This window comes from Frankia sp. AvcI1 (assembly GCF_001420875.1).
Classification (GTDB): domain Bacteria; phylum Actinomycetota; class Actinomycetes; order Frankiales; family Frankiaceae; genus Frankia; species Frankia alni.
Window position 1 is genome coordinate 34,459 of record NZ_LJFZ01000041.1, and the last position, 16,535, is coordinate 50,993.

A 16,535-nucleotide genomic window follows, 5' to 3' on the forward strand; every position below is an offset into this window, starting at 1 on the left:
CGATCACTGTCACTGCCGATCACTGTCGCACGCGTATCTCTGGCACGTGCAAAGAAACGTTAGCAGGTGATGGATCACGTTAGCACATGGAGAACGGAAGGCAAGACCGGCGGCGTGATCAGTCCGCCGGGGATGGTGCCAGCGGTGCCGCCGGGGTGGTGCCAAGGGTGCCGCCGGAGGGGCGCAAACGCGTCGCGGGGCCGGCTGCGCGACGATGCGCAGCCGGCCCCGCGACGGGCTGGGGTGATGCGGGTCAGGTCACGACGATCCGCACGGAGGCGACGTTCGGGATGCGGCGGTGCACGGCGTCGCGGTCGCCGTCGCGGTGCGACCACACCCGGGCGGTCGCGAACCGGGTGCCCGGCGTGGGGTAGGAGACCGTCCTGGTCAGGCTCACGGCGGTCGGGGTGCCGACGACGTCGGCCGGGTCGGCGAACGCACCCGAGCCGTCGAGGTCCCACTCGACCGCGACGATCGTGCCGGCCCCCGGCGGCACCTCGGCGTCCACCCGCAGGGTGACCGCAGTGCCCGCCGCCACGTCGGCCCGCTCGCCGCCGTCCACCGTCGCCACCACCACCGGCTGGATGCCGCCGCGCTCGGCCGCGGACGCCGGCAGCACGACCCGCCCGTCGCGGAACTCGTAGCGCGAACCGGCCGGCTCGACCCCCTGCTCNACCCAGGCGACCAGGTCGAGCAGGCTCTGCTCGATGACGGGCAGGTAGTCGATGAGCCACGTCGAGGTGGCCCGGTCCGGCGCCGAGGGCAGGTACGCCGGCGGAATGTGCTCGGCGTTCTNGGTCCAGCGCAGGCGGAACCGCTCGGNGGCGGCCTCGGGCCCCCGCACGGCGCGCACCGCCGCCTCGTAGACGAGGCCCTGCGGCGGCCACAGCGAGGCGTCGTGGGTGTGGTGGACCCACAGCAGCTTCCCCTCGTACTGGCCCGAGTAGGCCACGCCCATCAGCGGCGACATCGTGGGGACCCGGTTCTGCGGGTAGATCGGGCGCCCGTCGGGGCGCAGGAAGTCGAACGCCGGCTCGGCCATCAGGTGGTGGCGGTAGTAGTAGCAGAACGCCAGGAACCGGCGGTTGTCGACGTGGATCTCGTCGCCGACCTCGACGTCGCGGAAGCGCAGCAGGTTGGCCTCGGCGACGCCGTCGGCGCTGAGCAGCTCGCCGGCGTGGCCCATGCAGTAGAGCTGACGCCCCTTGGCCTTCCCGCTGAGCAGCTTCAGGCCCGCGCCGAGGCGGTAGCCGTCGCCGAGTCCCTCGACCTCGATCGCCATGGGCAGATCGGGCCCCGCGCTCATCAGCGACGCCATGACCCGCAGGCCGGCGAACTCCGGGCCGGCGTAGGCGGGGTCGCTCAGCAGCTCGCCGCCGGTGACGACCCGGCTCACGGTCGTGGTGACGTCGAGGAGGTCCTCGGCGACGGCGTCCGGCGCGTCGTGGCCGACGTAGCCGGGCTTCGTCCAGNAGGCCTCGAAGTACTCGGCGTCCTCGGTGGCGAGCCGGTCGGCGATGGACGACCACAGCCAGATCTGGCCCATCGGCGAAAAGATCATGAACTCGTCGCCGCGGGGGTAGCCGAGCTGGTAGAGGTTGGCGANCTCCTCGCGCTGGTGCGTGGTCAGCCCGGCGTAGGGGTCGCCGCTGCCGCCCGGCCGCGTCGCGTCGATGACACCGGCGGCCTGGCGGCGCAGCAGGCGCTGCACGTTGAACATGGACGCGAAGGCCATCACCTGGGCGCCCTTCATGAGCGTGCTGACACCGTGCTCGGCGATCTCGCCGCCGCCCATGAACGGCAGCGCGCCGTCGTAGACGCCGGTGCCGTACTCCAGGCACAGCGGGGAGCGCCGCCCGCCGCCGCTGCCGCCCCAGACGTAGGCGTGGTGGGGCGGGGCGCCGTACACCTGGGCGGCGACGTGCTTCGAGAACCGGGCGGTCTCGACGCTGGCGCGGTGGCCGTAGAGCGTCGGGTCGTCGCCGCCGCGGGGATCGATGTCGTCGCCGATGTGGCCGGAGTTCGACTCGACCATGTAGCCGCCGAGCCGGGAGATGAGCACCAACCCGCCGATCACGTCGCCCATCGGGCCGCCGAAGGCGTCCTCGTGGCCGGCGTGCGCGCCCTCCAGCGGGTGGAACAGGCGGCCGTCGTAGGAGTCCTCGGTGGGGAAGTAGAACGTGAAGCGGGTGTCGGTGTCCTGAAAACCACCGTGTACGTGACGGTGGGGTAAGGGGCTCTCGCGCCAGACGTCCGAGTCGATGTAGGGCGAGCCGAAGAATGAGTCTGCGGGAATGTAGGAGGCTACCTCGATCTTTCCGTCCACGTCCATGACAGCGGTCATCCTCCACGCGTGCGGTGGGGTACTGGGAATGNCGGTCGCAGTCGCCGCCAGGCGACCGGCGCGGGCGCAGCCTACGTCCGCGACGACCNTCGAGTCAACGATGTTCACCTGCTCGGGGTGGGCGGATCGGACGGGCACCGACGAGTCCCCCGGGAAAGCGCGCCGCGACCTCCGGAAGGGCCATGGACATCGGCGTTGCGGGCGGTACCGTCCTCGCATGACGACCACTTCGGGTATCCCGGCGCCCCAGCCCGTCGGCAACGTCGGCTTATCGTCCGAACGCCCCTCGCCGCCGCGGCTGGAAACCCGCGACCTGTCGGTCGGCTACGGGTCCACTCCGGTGGTGCACGACCTGAATCTGGTGCTGCGGCCCGGGGAGGTCGTGGCGCTGCTCGGGGTCAACGGCGCGGGCAAGACGACCACGGTCCGGGCGTTGGCGGGGGAGCTGCGCCCGCTGCGCGGCGAGGTGCTGTTCGACGGGCGCCGCACGACCGCGCCGCTGCACCGGCGCGCCCGCGGCGGGTTGCGCTACATCACCGAGGAACGGTCGGTGTTCATGGACCTGTCGGCGGCCGACAACCTGCGCCTGGGCGGGGGTGAGCGCGAGCGGTGCCTGGAGCTGTTCCCGGAGCTGGCGCCGCTGCTGCCGCGCCGGGCGGGCCTGCTCTCCGGCGGCGAGCAGCAGATGCTCACCCTGGCACGCGCGCTCGCGGCCGACCCTCGGGTGCTGCTCGCCGACGAGCTCTCGCTCGGGCTCGCGCCGCTGGTTCTCGAGCGCCTTCTGCTGGCCGTGCGCGCGGCGGCGGACCGGGGCGGCGCGGTGCTCCTGGTCGAACAGCACGTCCGGGACGCCCTCGAGGTCGCCGACCGCGCGTACGTGCTCAGCCATGGGCGGGTGGTGCTGGAGGGCGAGGCCCGTGAGCTGCGCGGTCGCATCGGCGAGATCGAGCGGACCTACCTGTCGAGCGCCGAGCTGGCGACCGACTGAGCCCCCGTCCGGCGGTGGGCCTGGCACTTTGGTGAGGTGAACGCTGTTGACAGGGCGGCGGGCTACAGGCAGGGTGAGCGGACTCGAACTATGAGGTGAGTCACATGGGACAGCGATTGGTCCTCGTCTCCGCCGACGGTCACACCGGAGCTCCCCCGCAGGCCTACCGCGACTACATCGAGCCGGAGTTCCTCGGCGACCTCGACCGCCTGACGGCGGAGAACGACGAGTGGCTGAACGTGGTGATCACCGCCGCCGGCTCGTCCGACGAGACGCTCGAGGTGATCGACGGCCGCCGCGCCATCCGCACCGGCGGCGAGCTCGGCGCGTTCGACCTGGCCCGGCGGGTGCGGGAGCTCGACGCCGAGGGCGTCGCCGGCGAGCTGCTGCTGTCCGGCCACCAGATGTGCACGCTGCCGTTCTTCGGCGTCGTGAACAACCCCTATCCGCCGCGGCTGCGCGCGGCCGGCACCCGCGCATACCACCGCTGGCTGGCGGACGCGATGGCCACCGCGCCCGGCCGGTTCTACGGCATCGCGGAGGCGGGGCCGTGCCTGGACCTGGCGGCGACCGTCGCCGAGCTGGCGTGGGTCGCCGAGCACGGCTTCGTCGGCGTCCTGCTGCCCGGCATGGTCGCCGACCCCGCGCTGCCGCCGCTGCACGACGCGTACTACGACCCGTTCTGGGCGGCCTGCGCCCGCCTCGGGCTGGTCGTGACCGTGCACGCCGGCTGGGGCGGGGTGCAGGGCCAGTTCCAGGCGTTCCTGCGGCAGGTGCACGAGGCGATGGGCGGGGCCGGCGAGATCGACCTGAACCTGCAGCAGCGGCTGCGCGAGCAACTCGACGCGCGCGCCGACTCGCCCCTGCAGCTCGACCTGGGGCCGCGCCGGGCCATGTGGCAGCTCATGCTGGGCGGGGTGTTCGACCGCTACCCGGACCTGCGCCTGGCCCTGACCGAGGTGCGGGCCGACTGGCTGCCGCCGACGCTCGCGCGCCTCGACGAGCGCGCCGCCCGCGCGGGTGGTGCCCTGAAGCGGACGCCGAGCGAGTACTTCCGCCGCAACTGCGTGGTGATCCCCTCCTCGCCCCACCGCGCCGAGATCGAGATGCGCCATGAGATCGGCGTGGGGCGGCTGCTGTTCGGCGTCGACTTCCCGCACCCGGAGGGGACCTGGCCGAACACCCACGACTGGATCCGCGCCGCCTTCGCCGGCGTGCCCGAGGGGGAGGCCCGGGCGATCCTCGGCGAGAACGCCGTCGACGTCTTCGGCCTCGACCGGGCGGCGCTGGCCCGCGCGGCCGCCCGCGTCGGCCCGCGGCCCGAGGAGGTGCTCGGCGAGCACGACGTCGACCCGCGCCTGCTCGCCCACTTCCACAAGCGCTCCGGGTACGCCCGCCCGGCCGAGGACGTCGACCTGGCCGCCGTGGACCACGCCTGGGACGACGACCTCGTCGCCCTCGCCCCCGACAGCTGACCGACCCCTGCCCCCGCCGGCCTTCACCGACGGCGCCGAAAGGCCGCCGAGAAATCGATCCGCCGAATAGCAGGAGCGGATCGAAACGCCGACCCTGTGACGCCCTCTGCTGCCTTCTTTCAGGAATGCCTGGGGGGCGATCCGCCAATACTTGCGGACCGGGATACGAGCTGGTAAAAAGCAATCGGTAGCCCCGGTATGAAACAGCTCACACCTCTTCTGGTAAGGTTCGGGACCCGTGGGGAGCACATGGTCGGGAGCAGGAATCTACGCACATCCGCGATTATCGTCGGATTATGTCTCGCGTTAGTACTGGCAGCATGCGGAGGATCTTCTTCGGATAAGGGCGGAGGTGGCGCGGCGAGCGCGCCGCCGGNCATCACGTCGAACGTCAGCGCCAAGCTCATGGTGATCGGCGACCTGACCAGCACCATTCCCTTCAAGGTGCCGGAGGTCGTGCCGGTCGCGCGCGGGGTGCTCCGCGGTTTTCCCAACGTGCGGATCGAGACCTGCGACGCGAAGGGAACCTCCGGCGGCTATCAGATCTGCGCCCGGCAGGCGATCAACGAGAAGGTCGCCGGGGTGATCCAGGGCTTCGTCACCGCCCAGGACCAGACGGCGCTGACCAAGGCCGGGATCCCGGTGGTCGGGGTCAGCGACGACACGAGCCCCAACTCCTTCCCGGTCAGCTCGTCGTTCGCGCTCTACGTCTCCCTCGGGGTGGGCCTGGCCAAGACGGGCTGCACCAAGCTCGGCATCGTCTACCTCGACGGCTCGGACTTCCTCATCGACTACATCAAGCGGGGCTTCGAGTCCCGGGGCGGCAAGGAGGTCGCGCGGGCCCCGGTGGCGGCCAACGCCGCGGACCTGGCGCCCGCGGTCGCCAAGCTGACCGGCGCCGGCGCCACGTGCGTCGCCGTCAGCCTGGTCCCGAGCGGGGCGGCGCAGGCGCTCACCGCCCTGCGCCAGAGCGGCCGCACGCTCACGATCGGCGGCATCTCGGCCATCTTCAACGAGGACCTCCTCAGCTCGCTGGGCAGCCTCGCCGACGGCCTCATCGTCGTCGACAGCCAGCTCAACACCCACGACACCGCCGCCGCCGGGATCGCCAAGGTGCAGGCGGACGCCCGGGCCGTCGACTCCAGGACCAAGCTCACCGAGCAGGCCGTCGTCGCCTGGATCGCCGCGCGGCTCGTCGGGTCGGCGCTGCGCAGCACCACCGGCGAGGTCACGCCCGCCTCCCTCACCGCCGCACTCAACGGCCTGCACGACGTGGATCTCGCGGGCGTCGTCCCGCCCTGGACCTCGCAGCCGCTGGACAACCCGTCGTTCCGCCGGGTGTTCAACCACTACGGGATCAACTACGAGATCTCCGGCGGCAAGGCGGTTCGCAAGGGCGACTTCTACGACATCGCCCCGATCCTGCGAACCAAGTGATCCGCGGGAGAAGCAGATGACCGAGGNATTCAGATTCGCCGCGCTCGGTGTGGGCNCCGGCGCGCTGTACGCACTGGCCNCCGTCGGACTNGTCCTGGTGCACCGCGGGTCCGGCGTGGTCAACTTCGCCCAGGGCGCGATGGGCATGGTCGGCGCCTACGTCTACTTCGAGGGCCGCGGGGCCGACCTGCCCGACGCCGTCTCGGTGGTGCTCGGGCTGCTCGCCGCCNCCGTGCTCGGCGCGGCGTTCCACCTGCTGATCCTGCGCCGGATGCGGGGGGCGTCCGGCCTCGCCCGGATCGTCGCGACCCTCGCCCTGCTGGTGGTGCTGCAGTCGGTGGCGGTGCTGCGTTACGGGGACCTGCCGAAGGTGATCCCGTCGATGCTGCCGATCAGGCCGGTCAGTGTGTTCGGGGCGCAGATCGGCCGGGACCGCCTCTACATCCTCGCCATCGTCGTGGTGCTCACCGCCGCGCTGTGGGCCGTCTACCGGTTCACCCGGTTCGGCGTGGCGACGAGCGCGGTGGCGGAGAACTCCCGGTCGGCCGCGGCCCTGGGCGTCTCGCCGGATCTCATCGGGGCGGCGAACTGGGCGATCGGCGCTGCCCTCGGNGCGCTCGCGGCGATCCTGCTCGCGCCGATCACCGGACTCGGGCCCGCAAACCTCACCTACCTCGTCATCCCGGTGCTGGCCGCGGCGGTGGTGGGACGGTTCGCGTCGTTCCCGATCACTCTCGCCGCGGGCCTGGTGATCGGGATCGGGCAGTCCGAGGTGACGCGGTACGTCACCGCCCCCGGTCTGGCCACCGCCATCCCGTTCGTCCTGGTCGCGGTGGTGCTGCTCGCCCGCGGGCGGACGACCGCCGGGAAGGGTGACAGCTTCGGCCGGATGCCCCGGCTGGGCGCCGGCCGTCCGCACCGGCTCGCGACGGCAGTCGCGGTGCTCGCGGCGGTGGCGTGCATCTGGTGGCTGCTGCCCGCCGCGTGGGTCAACGCGCTCGGCCTGCAGATGATCGTCGGCGTCATCCTGCTGTCCTTCGTGGTGGTCACCGGGTACGCCGGTCAGGTCTCCCTCGTCCAGATCGGCTTCGCCGGGGTCGGGGCGCTGATGACGGCCTGGCTGGTGGCCGACCACGGCTGGCCGTTCTGGCTCGCCGCCGTCGCCGGCGTGCTCGCCGTCGTGCCGGTCGGGATCGTGGTGGGCCTCGGCGGGCTGCGCACCCGCGGGGTCCACCTCGCGATTCTCACCCTGGGACTGGCGATCTCGCTGGAGGCCGTCGTGTTCGGCAACCCCCGCTACACCGGCGGGACGGAGGGCTACCAGGTCGGCGCCATCCGCGTGGCCGGGCTGGCGGTCGACGCGCTGAGCTTCCCGAAGCGGTACGCGAGCCTCGTGCTCGCCGTCCTCGTCGTCGTCGCCCTGGCGATCGTCAACCTGCGCCGGTCCCGCGCCGGGCGGCGGCTGATCGCGGTGCGGACCAACGAGCGCGCCGCCGCGGCGCTCGGCATCTCGGTGGTCGGCGCGAAGCTCTACGCCTTCGTCCTGGGCGGGATGATCGCCTCGCTCGGCGGCATCCTGCTGGCGTTCCACGATCCGGTGCCGAGTTTCGGCGCCTTCGCGGGCCTGCAGTCGGTGACGGCCCTGCAGAACGCCGTCCTCGGCGGCGTCGGGGCCACCACGGGGCCGCTGGTGGGCAGCTCGTTCGCCCCGGAGACCCTCGGCCAGCAGATCTTCAGCTTCCTCGGCGCGAAGGTGGCGCTCTACCTGGCGCTGGCCAGCGGGGTCGGGCTGCTGTTCATGCTGACCTCCGCGCCCGACGGCCTGGTGTTCCTGCGCCACCGCGCCGACGACCGGCTGCGCGCGCTGCTGTCCGAGCGCGTTCCCCGGCGGCTGGCCGGGTTCGCGGCACGCAGGCGGCGGGCGACCACCCCCGCACCCGAGCCCGCCACGTCCGAGGTCGGGGGGGCGGCGGGACGGGAGCAGCATCGCGTCCCGCCGCTCGCGCTGGAGCTGCGCGGGGTGTCGGTGCGCTTCGGCGGCGTCGCCGCGCTGCGCGAGCTGAGCCTGCGGGTGCGTCCCGGCGAGATCGTGGGCCTGATCGGGCCGAACGGCGCCGGCAAGAGCACGACGATCGACGCGATCACGGGTTTCACCACCCTGGCCGGCGGCGAGGTGCGGCTCGGCGAGACGCGCATCGACGGCTGGAGCCGCGAACGGCGGGCGCGGGCGGGGCTCGGCCGGTCGTTCCAGTCCCTGGAGCTGTTCGAGGACCTCACCGTCCTGGAGAACCTGCAGAGCGCCTGCGACCGCCGGGACAGCCTCGCCTACGTCACCAACCTGGTCGTCCCGGACCGCGGCCGGCTCACCCCGGCCGCCTGGGCCGCGGTCGCCGACTTCGGGCTCGCGCCGTTCCTCGACACACCGGTCCAGGACCTCGGCTACGCCCACCGGCGGATGCTCGCGGTGGCCCGCGCCGTGGCGGGCGGCCACAGCGTCCTGCTGCTCGACGAGCCGGCGGCCGGGCTCGGTGACGCCCAGACCCGCGAGCTCGGAGCGGTGCTGCGCCGGCTCGCCGACGAGCGCGGGATGGCCGTCTTCCTCGTCGAGCACAACGTCGACATGGTGCTGCGCACCTGTGACCGCGTCTACGCGCTCGACTTCGGGTCGCTGATCGGCGCGGGCACGCCGGCCGAGATCAGCGGCCTGCCGGCCGTCGTCGACGCCTACCTCGGCACCGCCCGGTTCCGTGCCGACGGCGCGCCCACCGACGGCGCGCCCACCGACGGCGCACCCAGCGATCTGACACCCGACGTGGCTCTGAGGAGGCAAACGGCATGAGCGAGGAACTCACCTGGCTTCCGGCGTGGCGCATCCGGGAACTGATCGGCAAGCGCGAGGTGTCCTGCGCGGAGGTCACCGAGCACTTCCTGGGCCGCATCGAGGAGTTCAACCCCACCCTGCGCGCCTTCGAACAGGTCGACCGTGCCGGCGCCCGCGAGCAGGCCCGGCGCGCCGACCGGGCGGTGGCCGCCGGCGAGGTCCTCGGGCCGCTGCACGGGATCCCGACGTCGGTGAAGTCGCACATCCGCGTCGAGGGGCTGCGCTACGTCCAGCCGGGCACGGACGTGGTGTCGAGCTTCGACGACATCTGCGTCGAGCGCCTGCGCCGGGCCGGGGCGATCATCGTCGGCACGAACACGATGATGGGCGCCGGCGCCGACCTGACGCTCGCCCGGGACCGGCCCGGCNTGTTCAGCCCGTTCAACTGGGACGCCGAGGCGCTCAGCCCGTGGGACACCACCCGGGTCCCCGGGTGGTCCAGCTCCGGCGGCGCCGCCGCGGCGGCGGCCCGGCTGCTGCCGGTGACCATCGGGTCGGACGGCGGGGGCTCGACCCGGCTGCCGGCCGCCTACTCCGGGGTGGTGGGCCTGCACACCTCCCGCGGGCTCATCCCGCACGTCAACTACGACAAGCCGACGATGCTGCTTACCGCCAGCTACGGGCCGCTGGCCCGGTACGTCCGCGACGCGGCGCTGGTCACCCGCGCGATGAGCGGCGGCGACGGGCGGGACTACGTGTGCCTGCAGGTCGACACCCCCGACCCGGTCGACGCCCTCGACCGGGGCGTCGCGGGAATGTCGATGGCGTGGACCGAGGACTTCGGCTTCGCCGGGACCTACGCCACCGACGACAGCGCGCGGATCATCGACGTCGCCCGGGCGGCCGCGCACAGCCTCGCCGCCCTCGGCGCCACGGTCGACCCGACCGACGAGGTCTGGGAGGACCGCGCCGAGCGGGGCACCGTGCGCTGGACGGTGGAGCCGTCGGTCTACGAGGTCATGGTCGGCACCAACGCGGCTCCGCTGCCGGCGCTGGACCCGCTGCTCTACCGCGAGCAGGCGGAGTCTCGCGCGCGCAACTGGGAACGGTTCCAGAGGCTGTTCCGGCGCTACGACGTCATCCTGTCGGTCACCGCGCAGCGGATCGCCGCACCCGTCGAGCAGTGGGAGCGTGCCTGGACCGTGGATGGGCCGACCTTCCCGGGTGGCAGCTTCGCCCCGGTGTACTGCAGCCACACGATGATCTTCAACTGGCTGGGGTTCCCCGCCGTGACGGTGCCGTGCGGCTTCGTCGACGGCCTGCCGGTCGGGTTGCAGATCGCGGCCTGGCACGGCCGCGAGGACCTGGTCCTGCGCGTCGCCCAGGCCTTCCAACAGGCGTTCCCCCGCGACGAACACCCGGCCGTGAGCTGACGCCGGCGGCGCGGCTGGTTCCGGATCAGGCGGTTCCGGATCAGGCGGTGGCGGATCAGGCGGTGGCGGCGCGGTCGCGTTCGAGGGAGCGGTGGACGCCGTCGAGCACCAGGTCGAGCCCGGCGGCGAACTCCGCGTCCGCGTCCGCGTGCTCGTCCGGAGCCAGCGGCGCCAGCATGGCCCCGGAGGTGTAGAAGAACAGGACCCGCACCACCCGGTCCGCGCCGGCCGGGGAGAAGCCGACGGCCCGCAGCGTCCCGTTCAGGGACGTGTAGAGCCGGTGCGGCATCGGGTCGGTGCCGTGCGCGGAGATGTGGCCCACCATGCCCGGGTAGGCGCCGACGACCTGCCGAAAGCGCAGCAGGAACGACCGGATGCCGGCGCACCAGTCCGCGCCGGTCGGCTCGCACGGGCCGACCCGGGCGTAGAGCTCGAGCGTGACCAGGCGCAGGAGGTGGTCCTTCGTCGGCACGTGCTTGTACGTCGCGCCGACCGCCACGCCGAGGCGGTCGGAGAGGCGGCGCATGGTGAGGCCCTCCNCCCCGTCCGCACGGATGATCTTCAGGGCCTCGCCCACGATCTCGGCCTCGTGCAGCGCGCCGCGCCGCGGCCCGCCACGGCCACCCCCCGTCGCGGCAGCATCCATGGGGACAGCCTAGATCTGTGCGCAGGGTGAGATCGGACGGTGTTCCGTCGTAGCGCGGAACACCACGCCGGGCGGCGGCGGCGGGCTGCGTAAGGTGACGGGGCATTCCGAGATGGTCACGCCGTCGGTGGCGTGATGGTCACCGGCTGGGCTGCGCTGGGCGGGTAACGGGGGACGGACCGGCGTGGCGTTCGAGGGGAGGTGGCCGCCGTGTCGGCGGGCAGGCCCGAGGCGGACGAACCGATCCCGCCGGATCCGGACGACCCGCACCCGCCTGCCGGCAGCGAGCTGTCCGCCGGCGACGTCGTGCCGGGCGGCTTCGGCTGGGCCCGGGTGGCCGGCCGGGTCGTCCCGCTCGCCGCGACCGGTGTGGCGCTGTACCTGCTCATGCCGCAGCTGCTCGCGGTGTTCTCCGCGTTTCCCCGGCTGCGGGCGTTCCAGCCGCTGTGGTACCCGGCGATGGTGCTGTTGGAGGCGGCCAGCTTCGCCTGCGTCTGGCAGCTCCAGCGGATTGCGATCAGCGGGTTGAGCTGGTTCCTCTCGGTCACCTCGCAGCTCGTCTCGAACAGCATCAGCCGGATCGTGCCGGGTGGGATCGCGGTCGGCGGCGCCGTGCAGTTCCGCATGCTGAACCGGGGCGGCTGCGATCCCGCCGCCGCCGGGTTCGCGCTGACCGCGACCTCCATGGTGACCACGGGCATCGTGTTCGGCCTGCCCCTGGTCGTCCTGCCGGTGATCACCTTCGGTCAGCCGGCCCCGTCCGGGCTTACCGCGATCGCCACCACCGGCGGGCTGGCGTTCGCGCTGCTCGTGATCGTCGGCGTGGTCCTCGCGCGGTCGGACACGACAGTCCGACTGCTCGCTCGGGCGGTCACCTGGCTGGCCCGGCTGGCCCGGCGGTCGGTGCCCGCGGACCTTCCCGACGTGCTCGTCGCCCGGCGCACGGACGTGATCCGCTCGCTGGGGCGCCGCTGGCCCGGGGCCGTGCTGACCGCGGCCGGCAAGTGGGGGCTGGACTACCTCGCGCTGCTCGCGGCGCTGGCCGGGGCCGGCCAACATCCGCGGGTTTCCCTGGTGCTGCTCGCTTACGTCGCCGCCAATGTCCTCGCTATGATTCCCATCACGCCCGGTGGTCTCGGCTTCGTCGAGGCGGGCCTGACCGGAACCCTCGCGCTCGCCGGGGTTCCGGCGGCGGCCGCCGCGGTGTCGACGCTGGCCTACCGGCTGGTGTCGTTCTGGCTGCCGCTGGCCGCCGGGGCTCCTGCCTGGGTCGCCTACCGTGTCCGGTACCGGTGACCTGGCCCTTTTCGAGCCGTTACCTGAGTGTGTCTCGGGCGAGCCGGAAGTCGTAGTACTACGCGATTCCTCCAATATGCAGGCCGCGGCAGGCGTGAAACGGTGGGTGACGTGCCCGCCGCCCGCCCTGGAAGTCCGGGCGAGGCGCGGCGGCGTTCGGCCGTCGGATGCGGCCGAGGCGCAGGTCGCCCAGCCCGTCGGGTTCGGCGTGCGTCACCGACCTCCAACTCCTCCGTGGGGCAGGCCGTGCGATACGAGATTCTGGGACCTCTGCGCGTGCTGGACGGCGACCGGCAGGTGCACGTGAGCGCCCCGAAGCTGACGGTGCTGCTGGCGGTCCTGCTCGCCCGGGCCCGGCAGGTGGTCGCCGCCGACCTGTTGGTCGCCGAGATCTGGCCGGAGGATCCGCCGCGGCGGGCGACCGCCGCGCTGCACGTCTACGTCTCCCAGCTGCGCAAGCTGCTCACCTGCCCGCGGCGCCCGCAGTGCCCGATCATCACCCGCTCACCGGGGTACCTGCTGGCCGTCGAGCCGGAGGCCGTCGACCTGCACCAGTTCGAGCAGCGGGTGGCGGCCGGCCGGCGCCACGCCCGCTCGGGCCGGCACCCGCAGGCGGTCGAGCAGTTCACGGCCGCGCTCGCGCTGTGGCGCAGTCCCGCGCTCAGCGACCTGCGCGACGGGCCGATCGTGGACGCCTTCGCCACCCGGCTGGAGGAGTCCCGGCTGGAATGCCTGGAGATGATGATGGAATCCGGCCTCAGTGCCGGTCGCCACCGCGAACTCGTCGGCCAGTTGTTCGAGCTGACCCTGGAACACCCGATGCGGGAGGCCTTCTACCGCCAGCTCATGATCGCGCTCTACCGGTCGGAGCGGCAGGCCGACGCGTTGCGGGTGTACCAGCGCGCGCGGGGGCTGCTCGCCGAGGAGCTCGGCGTCGAGCCGGGCCGCCCCCTGCGGCAGATCCAGCGCGCCATCCTGCGCGACGACGACCGCTTCGAGCTGCCCTCCACGGGCTGAGCGGGTCAGCGGGCCGGGTCAGCGGGCCGGGTCAACGGGTCGCCGGTCAACGGGTCGCGGGTCAGCGGGGGCCGTTGCCGTCGACGAGGCGGACCAGCGCCACCCGGGAGGACACGCCGAGCTTGCGATAGATGCGGGTCAGGTGCGCGTCCACGGTCCGTGGGCTCAGCCGCAGGTCGTAGGCGATCTGCCGGCTCGTCTTGCCGCCGACCGCGACCAGGGCGATTTCCCGTTCCCGCGGGGTCAGGCCGGCCAGCGCGTCGACGCCGGCCGAGCGCCGTTCGTCCAGCGCGCGCAGGGCGGCTCGGGCCTGTGCGCCCAGCCGGTGCGCCCCGCACCGGCCGGCGAGCTCGATGGCGACGGCGAGCTGGCGGGCGGCCGGGTTGGTGCGTCCCGCCGCGGCCAGGCAGAGCCCGCCCTGCACCAGCAGGTAGGTGCGCAGCGAGAGCATGCCGGCGGCGGCGAACAGGTCGGCCGCCTGCTGGTAGAGCGCGCCGGCCGCGGCCGGCTCGGCGTGGCGCACCGCGTGCGCCCGGGCGGCGAGGGCGTGCCCGCGCTGGTAGCCCAGATTCAGGCCCTCGGCGGCCTGTTCGGCACCGTCCGCCCAGCGGCGTGCGGCGGAGGCGTCCCCGAGGCGTTCGGAGGCGGCGGTGAGTGCCTCGAACGCCATCGGGCGCAGGACGGGCGACAGCTCCGCCAGCGTCTCGCCGCCGCCGGTGTCGAGGATCAGCGCCATCGTCCGGTGGGGGTCGCCGCTGTCGGTCTCGGCCGCGTACGCCGTCCAGATCGCCGCCACGTCGCCCCACCAGGACCGTCGCGGCGTCGGCCGGGCGGTGAACCGCTCGATGGCGGCCTCCTCGGCGAGCGTGGCCGCCCGCCGGCTGCCGTGGCCGTCGATCCACACCCCGGCCAGCGCCTCGATGGCTCCGGCGAGGTTCGTGTGGTGGCCGCGCCGGGTGTTGCGGATGAGGTGCTGCACCTCGGCGGCGGTCTGGCGGGCGTCGGCGAGCCGGCCGACCCGGTGGTAGACCGCGCCGAGCCCGCCGAGCAGCAGCGGCAGGGTGTCGTCGCGACCGGTGCGGCGGGCGAGGGCGGCCCCACGGCTGAAGTGCCGTTCGGCGTCGAGCTGGCGGCCCAGCACCGAGTCCGCCCAGCCGAGCAGGGCCAGGTGCTCGGGATGATCGGCGAGCTCGGCGTCGGGCAACCGGTCGGCGATCGCGATGCAGGCGGTCACGGTCGTCGCCGCCGCCGGGATGTCCCCACCGAACGCCTCGACGACCCCGCGCAGGGCCAGCGCGCCGACCTCGGCGGTGTGGTCCTGCTGTTCGCGGGCGAGCCGCAGCAGCAGGCCCAGGTCGTCGGGGCTGGGCGGCGTGCCGTCGAGCAGCCCCACCGCCGCCCGGGTCAGCAGCAGGGTGATGACGGCCGGTCGGGCCTGCGGGCGGACCGGGCGGCCGGCGGCCCCCGGCGGATGGGCGGCCCCCGGCGGATGGGCGGCGCCCGGCCGGTGGGCGGCGCCCGGCGTGTGGGCGAGCTGCCCCGGCGGCTCGCCGATGGCCGCGTCGATCTCGTCGGTGAGGATCGCCTGCGAGTCCGCGTGCTGTCCGAGGGAGTAGGCCAGCATGGCGCACAGNGAGGCGAGGTCGGCACGGGCCGTCGCCGAGAGCGTGGCGGCCAGCCGCAGGGTCTGGCGGATCTGCGCCAGGCTCTCCGCGAGCTGTCCGGCTGCGCCCAACGCCCGGGCCAGGCCGAGGGACACCTCGCCGCGCAGGCCCTGGACCCGAGCCGGATCCTCCCCGTCGACGTCGGCGAGGATGCGCAGCGCCAGCCACAGCCAGCGCACGGCGTCGGGCGGCGCGGTGGCCAGCCGCTCCTCGGCCGCCCAGGCCAGCACCTCCACCTCGTCGAGACCCGAGCCCTGCGGGCAGTGCTCGATGTGCGCCGCGAGGACGGCCGGCGGTGCGCCGGACAGGCCGAGGATCCGCGCCGCCCGGCGGTGCGCCGCGCGCCGCCAGCCCGGGTCGACGGTCGGGTAGAGCATGCGGGCCAGCAGCGGATGGCGCAGCCGGTAGGCCGCCCCGTCGGTCGCCACCAGCAGGTCCCGGGCGGTGAGGGTGGCCACGGCGGCACAGGCCGGGTCGATCGCCAGCGCAGCGACGGCGGCGGCGGTGTCGACGTCGAACGCCTCGTCGAGAACCACCGCCGCCCAGACCAGGTGCAGGCAGGCCGGGTCGAGTTCGGCGAGCTCGGCCAGTACCGGGCTGACCAGGTCGCTCGGCGGCCGGTCGAGATCGCTGGCCTCGGGCCCCTGGCCTTCGTCGGCGGCCAGCTCGGCCCGGCCGGGGGCCAGGCCGTGGGCAAGGGCGGTCAGACCGAGCAGGTAGTGCGGATTGCCCTCACTTGCCTGGTGCAGCTCCCACAGCCGGGGGTCGTCGGTGGCCAGGCCGGTGAGCTGCGCCGCCTGCTCCAGGGTGAGCGGCGGGAGGTCGATGCGGTCGACGGTGCCGAGTTCCTCGCCCTCGGCGAGTGAGCGCAGCAGCCGGGGCGGGCTCTGGCGCGGTCGGTGGGCCAGGACGAGCAGCAGGTGGGCGTCGACCGGCCAGCGGACGAGATGGTCGATGAGTGCGCTGGACGCCTCGTCCGCCCAGTGGACGTCGTCGACGATCAGGACGAGCCCGTCGCCGGCCGCCCGGCCCAGCAGCAGCCGAGCGGCGTCGAACAGCGAGCCCTCGGCATCCCGCCGCGCCGACCCGGCGTCCGGCCAGGACGCCCCGCTGCCCGGCGTGGACAGCATGGTGGCAAGCAGCGGTCCGGGCGAGGACCGGTCGGCCTCTGCCGAGGGGGGCGGTTGGATGGACAGCAGCCGGCTGAACACGCCGAAGCGGACCGCCCGGTCGGACTCGGTGCAGCGGCCNCTGACGACCGGCAGGCCGCGCCTGGCCGCCTGCCGGGTCAGCTCGCCGAGCAGCCGGGTCTTGCCGATGCCGGGGTCCCCGCGGACCTCGACGATGCGCCCCTGACCGGTTGCCAACGCCTCGAGTGCCGCCAGCAGGCGGCGACGTTCCTTCGGNCGGACCG

8 protein-coding genes and 8 pseudogenes are annotated in these 16,535 nt (G+C 73.7%); 10 read left to right on the forward strand and 6 right to left on the reverse strand.

The features are described 5' to 3' along the window. Positions 1 to 253: 253 nt before the first annotated feature. Positions 254 to 673: pseudogene (locus UK94_RS68930) on the reverse strand (hypothetical protein); the annotation flags it as partial. Positions 674 to 2,561: 1,888 nt separating this feature from the next. Here UK94_RS68930 and UK94_RS28765 point away from each other — a divergent pair. The 8 genes and pseudogenes from UK94_RS28765 to UK94_RS28785 all read left to right on the forward strand — a co-directional run. Continuing rightward, positions 2,562 to 3,332: an ABC transporter ATP-binding protein gene (locus UK94_RS28765; protein WP_011601582.1), complete on the forward strand. Its 771-nt coding sequence runs from the start codon at positions 2,562 to 2,564 to the stop codon at positions 3,330 to 3,332. Positions 3,333 to 3,436: 104 nt separating this feature from the next. Next, positions 3,437 to 4,807, forward strand: coding sequence for an amidohydrolase family protein (locus tag UK94_RS28770; RefSeq protein ID WP_041938663.1), 1,371 nt, complete (start codon positions 3,437 to 3,439; stop codon positions 4,805 to 4,807). Between the two features lie 405 nt (positions 4,808 to 5,212). Then, entirely contained in the window at positions 5,213 to 6,244 is a 1,032-nt protein-coding gene (locus UK94_RS28775; protein ID WP_041938664.1) for an ABC transporter substrate-binding protein, read from the forward strand. A 91-nt stretch (positions 6,245 to 6,335) separates the two neighbouring features. Beyond that, positions 6,336 to 6,473, forward strand: a pseudogene (locus UK94_RS68935) (branched-chain amino acid ABC transporter permease); the annotation flags it as partial. A 1-nt stretch (position 6,474) separates the two neighbouring features. Then, positions 6,475 to 6,856: pseudogene (locus tag UK94_RS68940) on the forward strand (branched-chain amino acid ABC transporter ATP-binding protein); the annotation flags it as partial. Between the two features lies 1 nt (position 6,857). Continuing rightward, positions 6,858 to 9,083, forward strand: a pseudogene (locus UK94_RS28780) (ATP-binding cassette domain-containing protein); the annotation flags it as partial. Next, on the forward strand, positions 9,080 to 9,493 hold a 414-nt coding region (locus tag UK94_RS68945), incomplete at its 3' end, for an amidase family protein (RefSeq protein ID WP_268761698.1). The pseudogene UK94_RS28780 and the gene UK94_RS68945, both read left to right, overlap by 4 nt. Position 9,494: 1 nt before the next feature. Beyond that, positions 9,495 to 10,498: pseudogene (locus UK94_RS28785) on the forward strand (amidase); the annotation flags it as partial. Positions 10,499 to 10,553: 55 nt separating this feature from the next. Here the strand turns inward: UK94_RS28785 and UK94_RS28790 are convergent. Beyond that, positions 10,554 to 11,037 (reverse strand): TetR/AcrR family transcriptional regulator (locus UK94_RS28790; RefSeq protein ID WP_268761699.1); only part of this gene is annotated, 484 nt, incomplete at its 5' end. Between the two features lies 1 nt (position 11,038). After that, positions 11,039 to 11,144 (reverse strand): annotated as a pseudogene (locus UK94_RS75320) (TetR/AcrR family transcriptional regulator); the annotation flags it as partial. Between the two features lie 210 nt (positions 11,145 to 11,354). Here UK94_RS75320 and UK94_RS28795 point away from each other — a divergent pair. Both UK94_RS28795 and UK94_RS28800 read left to right on the forward strand, forming a co-directional pair. Next, complete coding sequence (locus UK94_RS28795) at positions 11,355 to 12,440, forward strand: lysylphosphatidylglycerol synthase transmembrane domain-containing protein (RefSeq protein WP_157734482.1); 1,086 nt, start codon at positions 11,355 to 11,357, stop codon at positions 12,438 to 12,440. 246 nt (positions 12,441 to 12,686) lie between these two features. Continuing rightward, positions 12,687 to 13,457 (forward strand): AfsR/SARP family transcriptional regulator, encoded by a 771-nt coding sequence (locus tag UK94_RS28800; RefSeq protein ID WP_011601590.1) that lies wholly within the window; start codon positions 12,687 to 12,689, stop codon positions 13,455 to 13,457. 61 nt (positions 13,458 to 13,518) lie between these two features. Here UK94_RS28800 and UK94_RS68950 read toward each other — a convergent pair. From UK94_RS68950 to UK94_RS68960, 3 genes and pseudogenes are all read right to left on the reverse strand, one after another. Continuing rightward, positions 13,519 to 15,090 (reverse strand): LuxR family transcriptional regulator (locus UK94_RS68950; protein ID WP_235490411.1); only part of this gene is annotated, 1,572 nt, incomplete at its 5' end. 1 nt (position 15,091) lies between these two features. Further along, positions 15,092 to 16,371: pseudogene (locus UK94_RS68955) on the reverse strand (helix-turn-helix transcriptional regulator); the annotation flags it as partial. 1 nt (position 16,372) lies between these two features. Beyond that, positions 16,373 to 16,527, reverse strand: a pseudogene (locus tag UK94_RS68960) (AAA family ATPase); the annotation flags it as partial. Positions 16,528 to 16,535 lie beyond the last annotated feature (8 nt).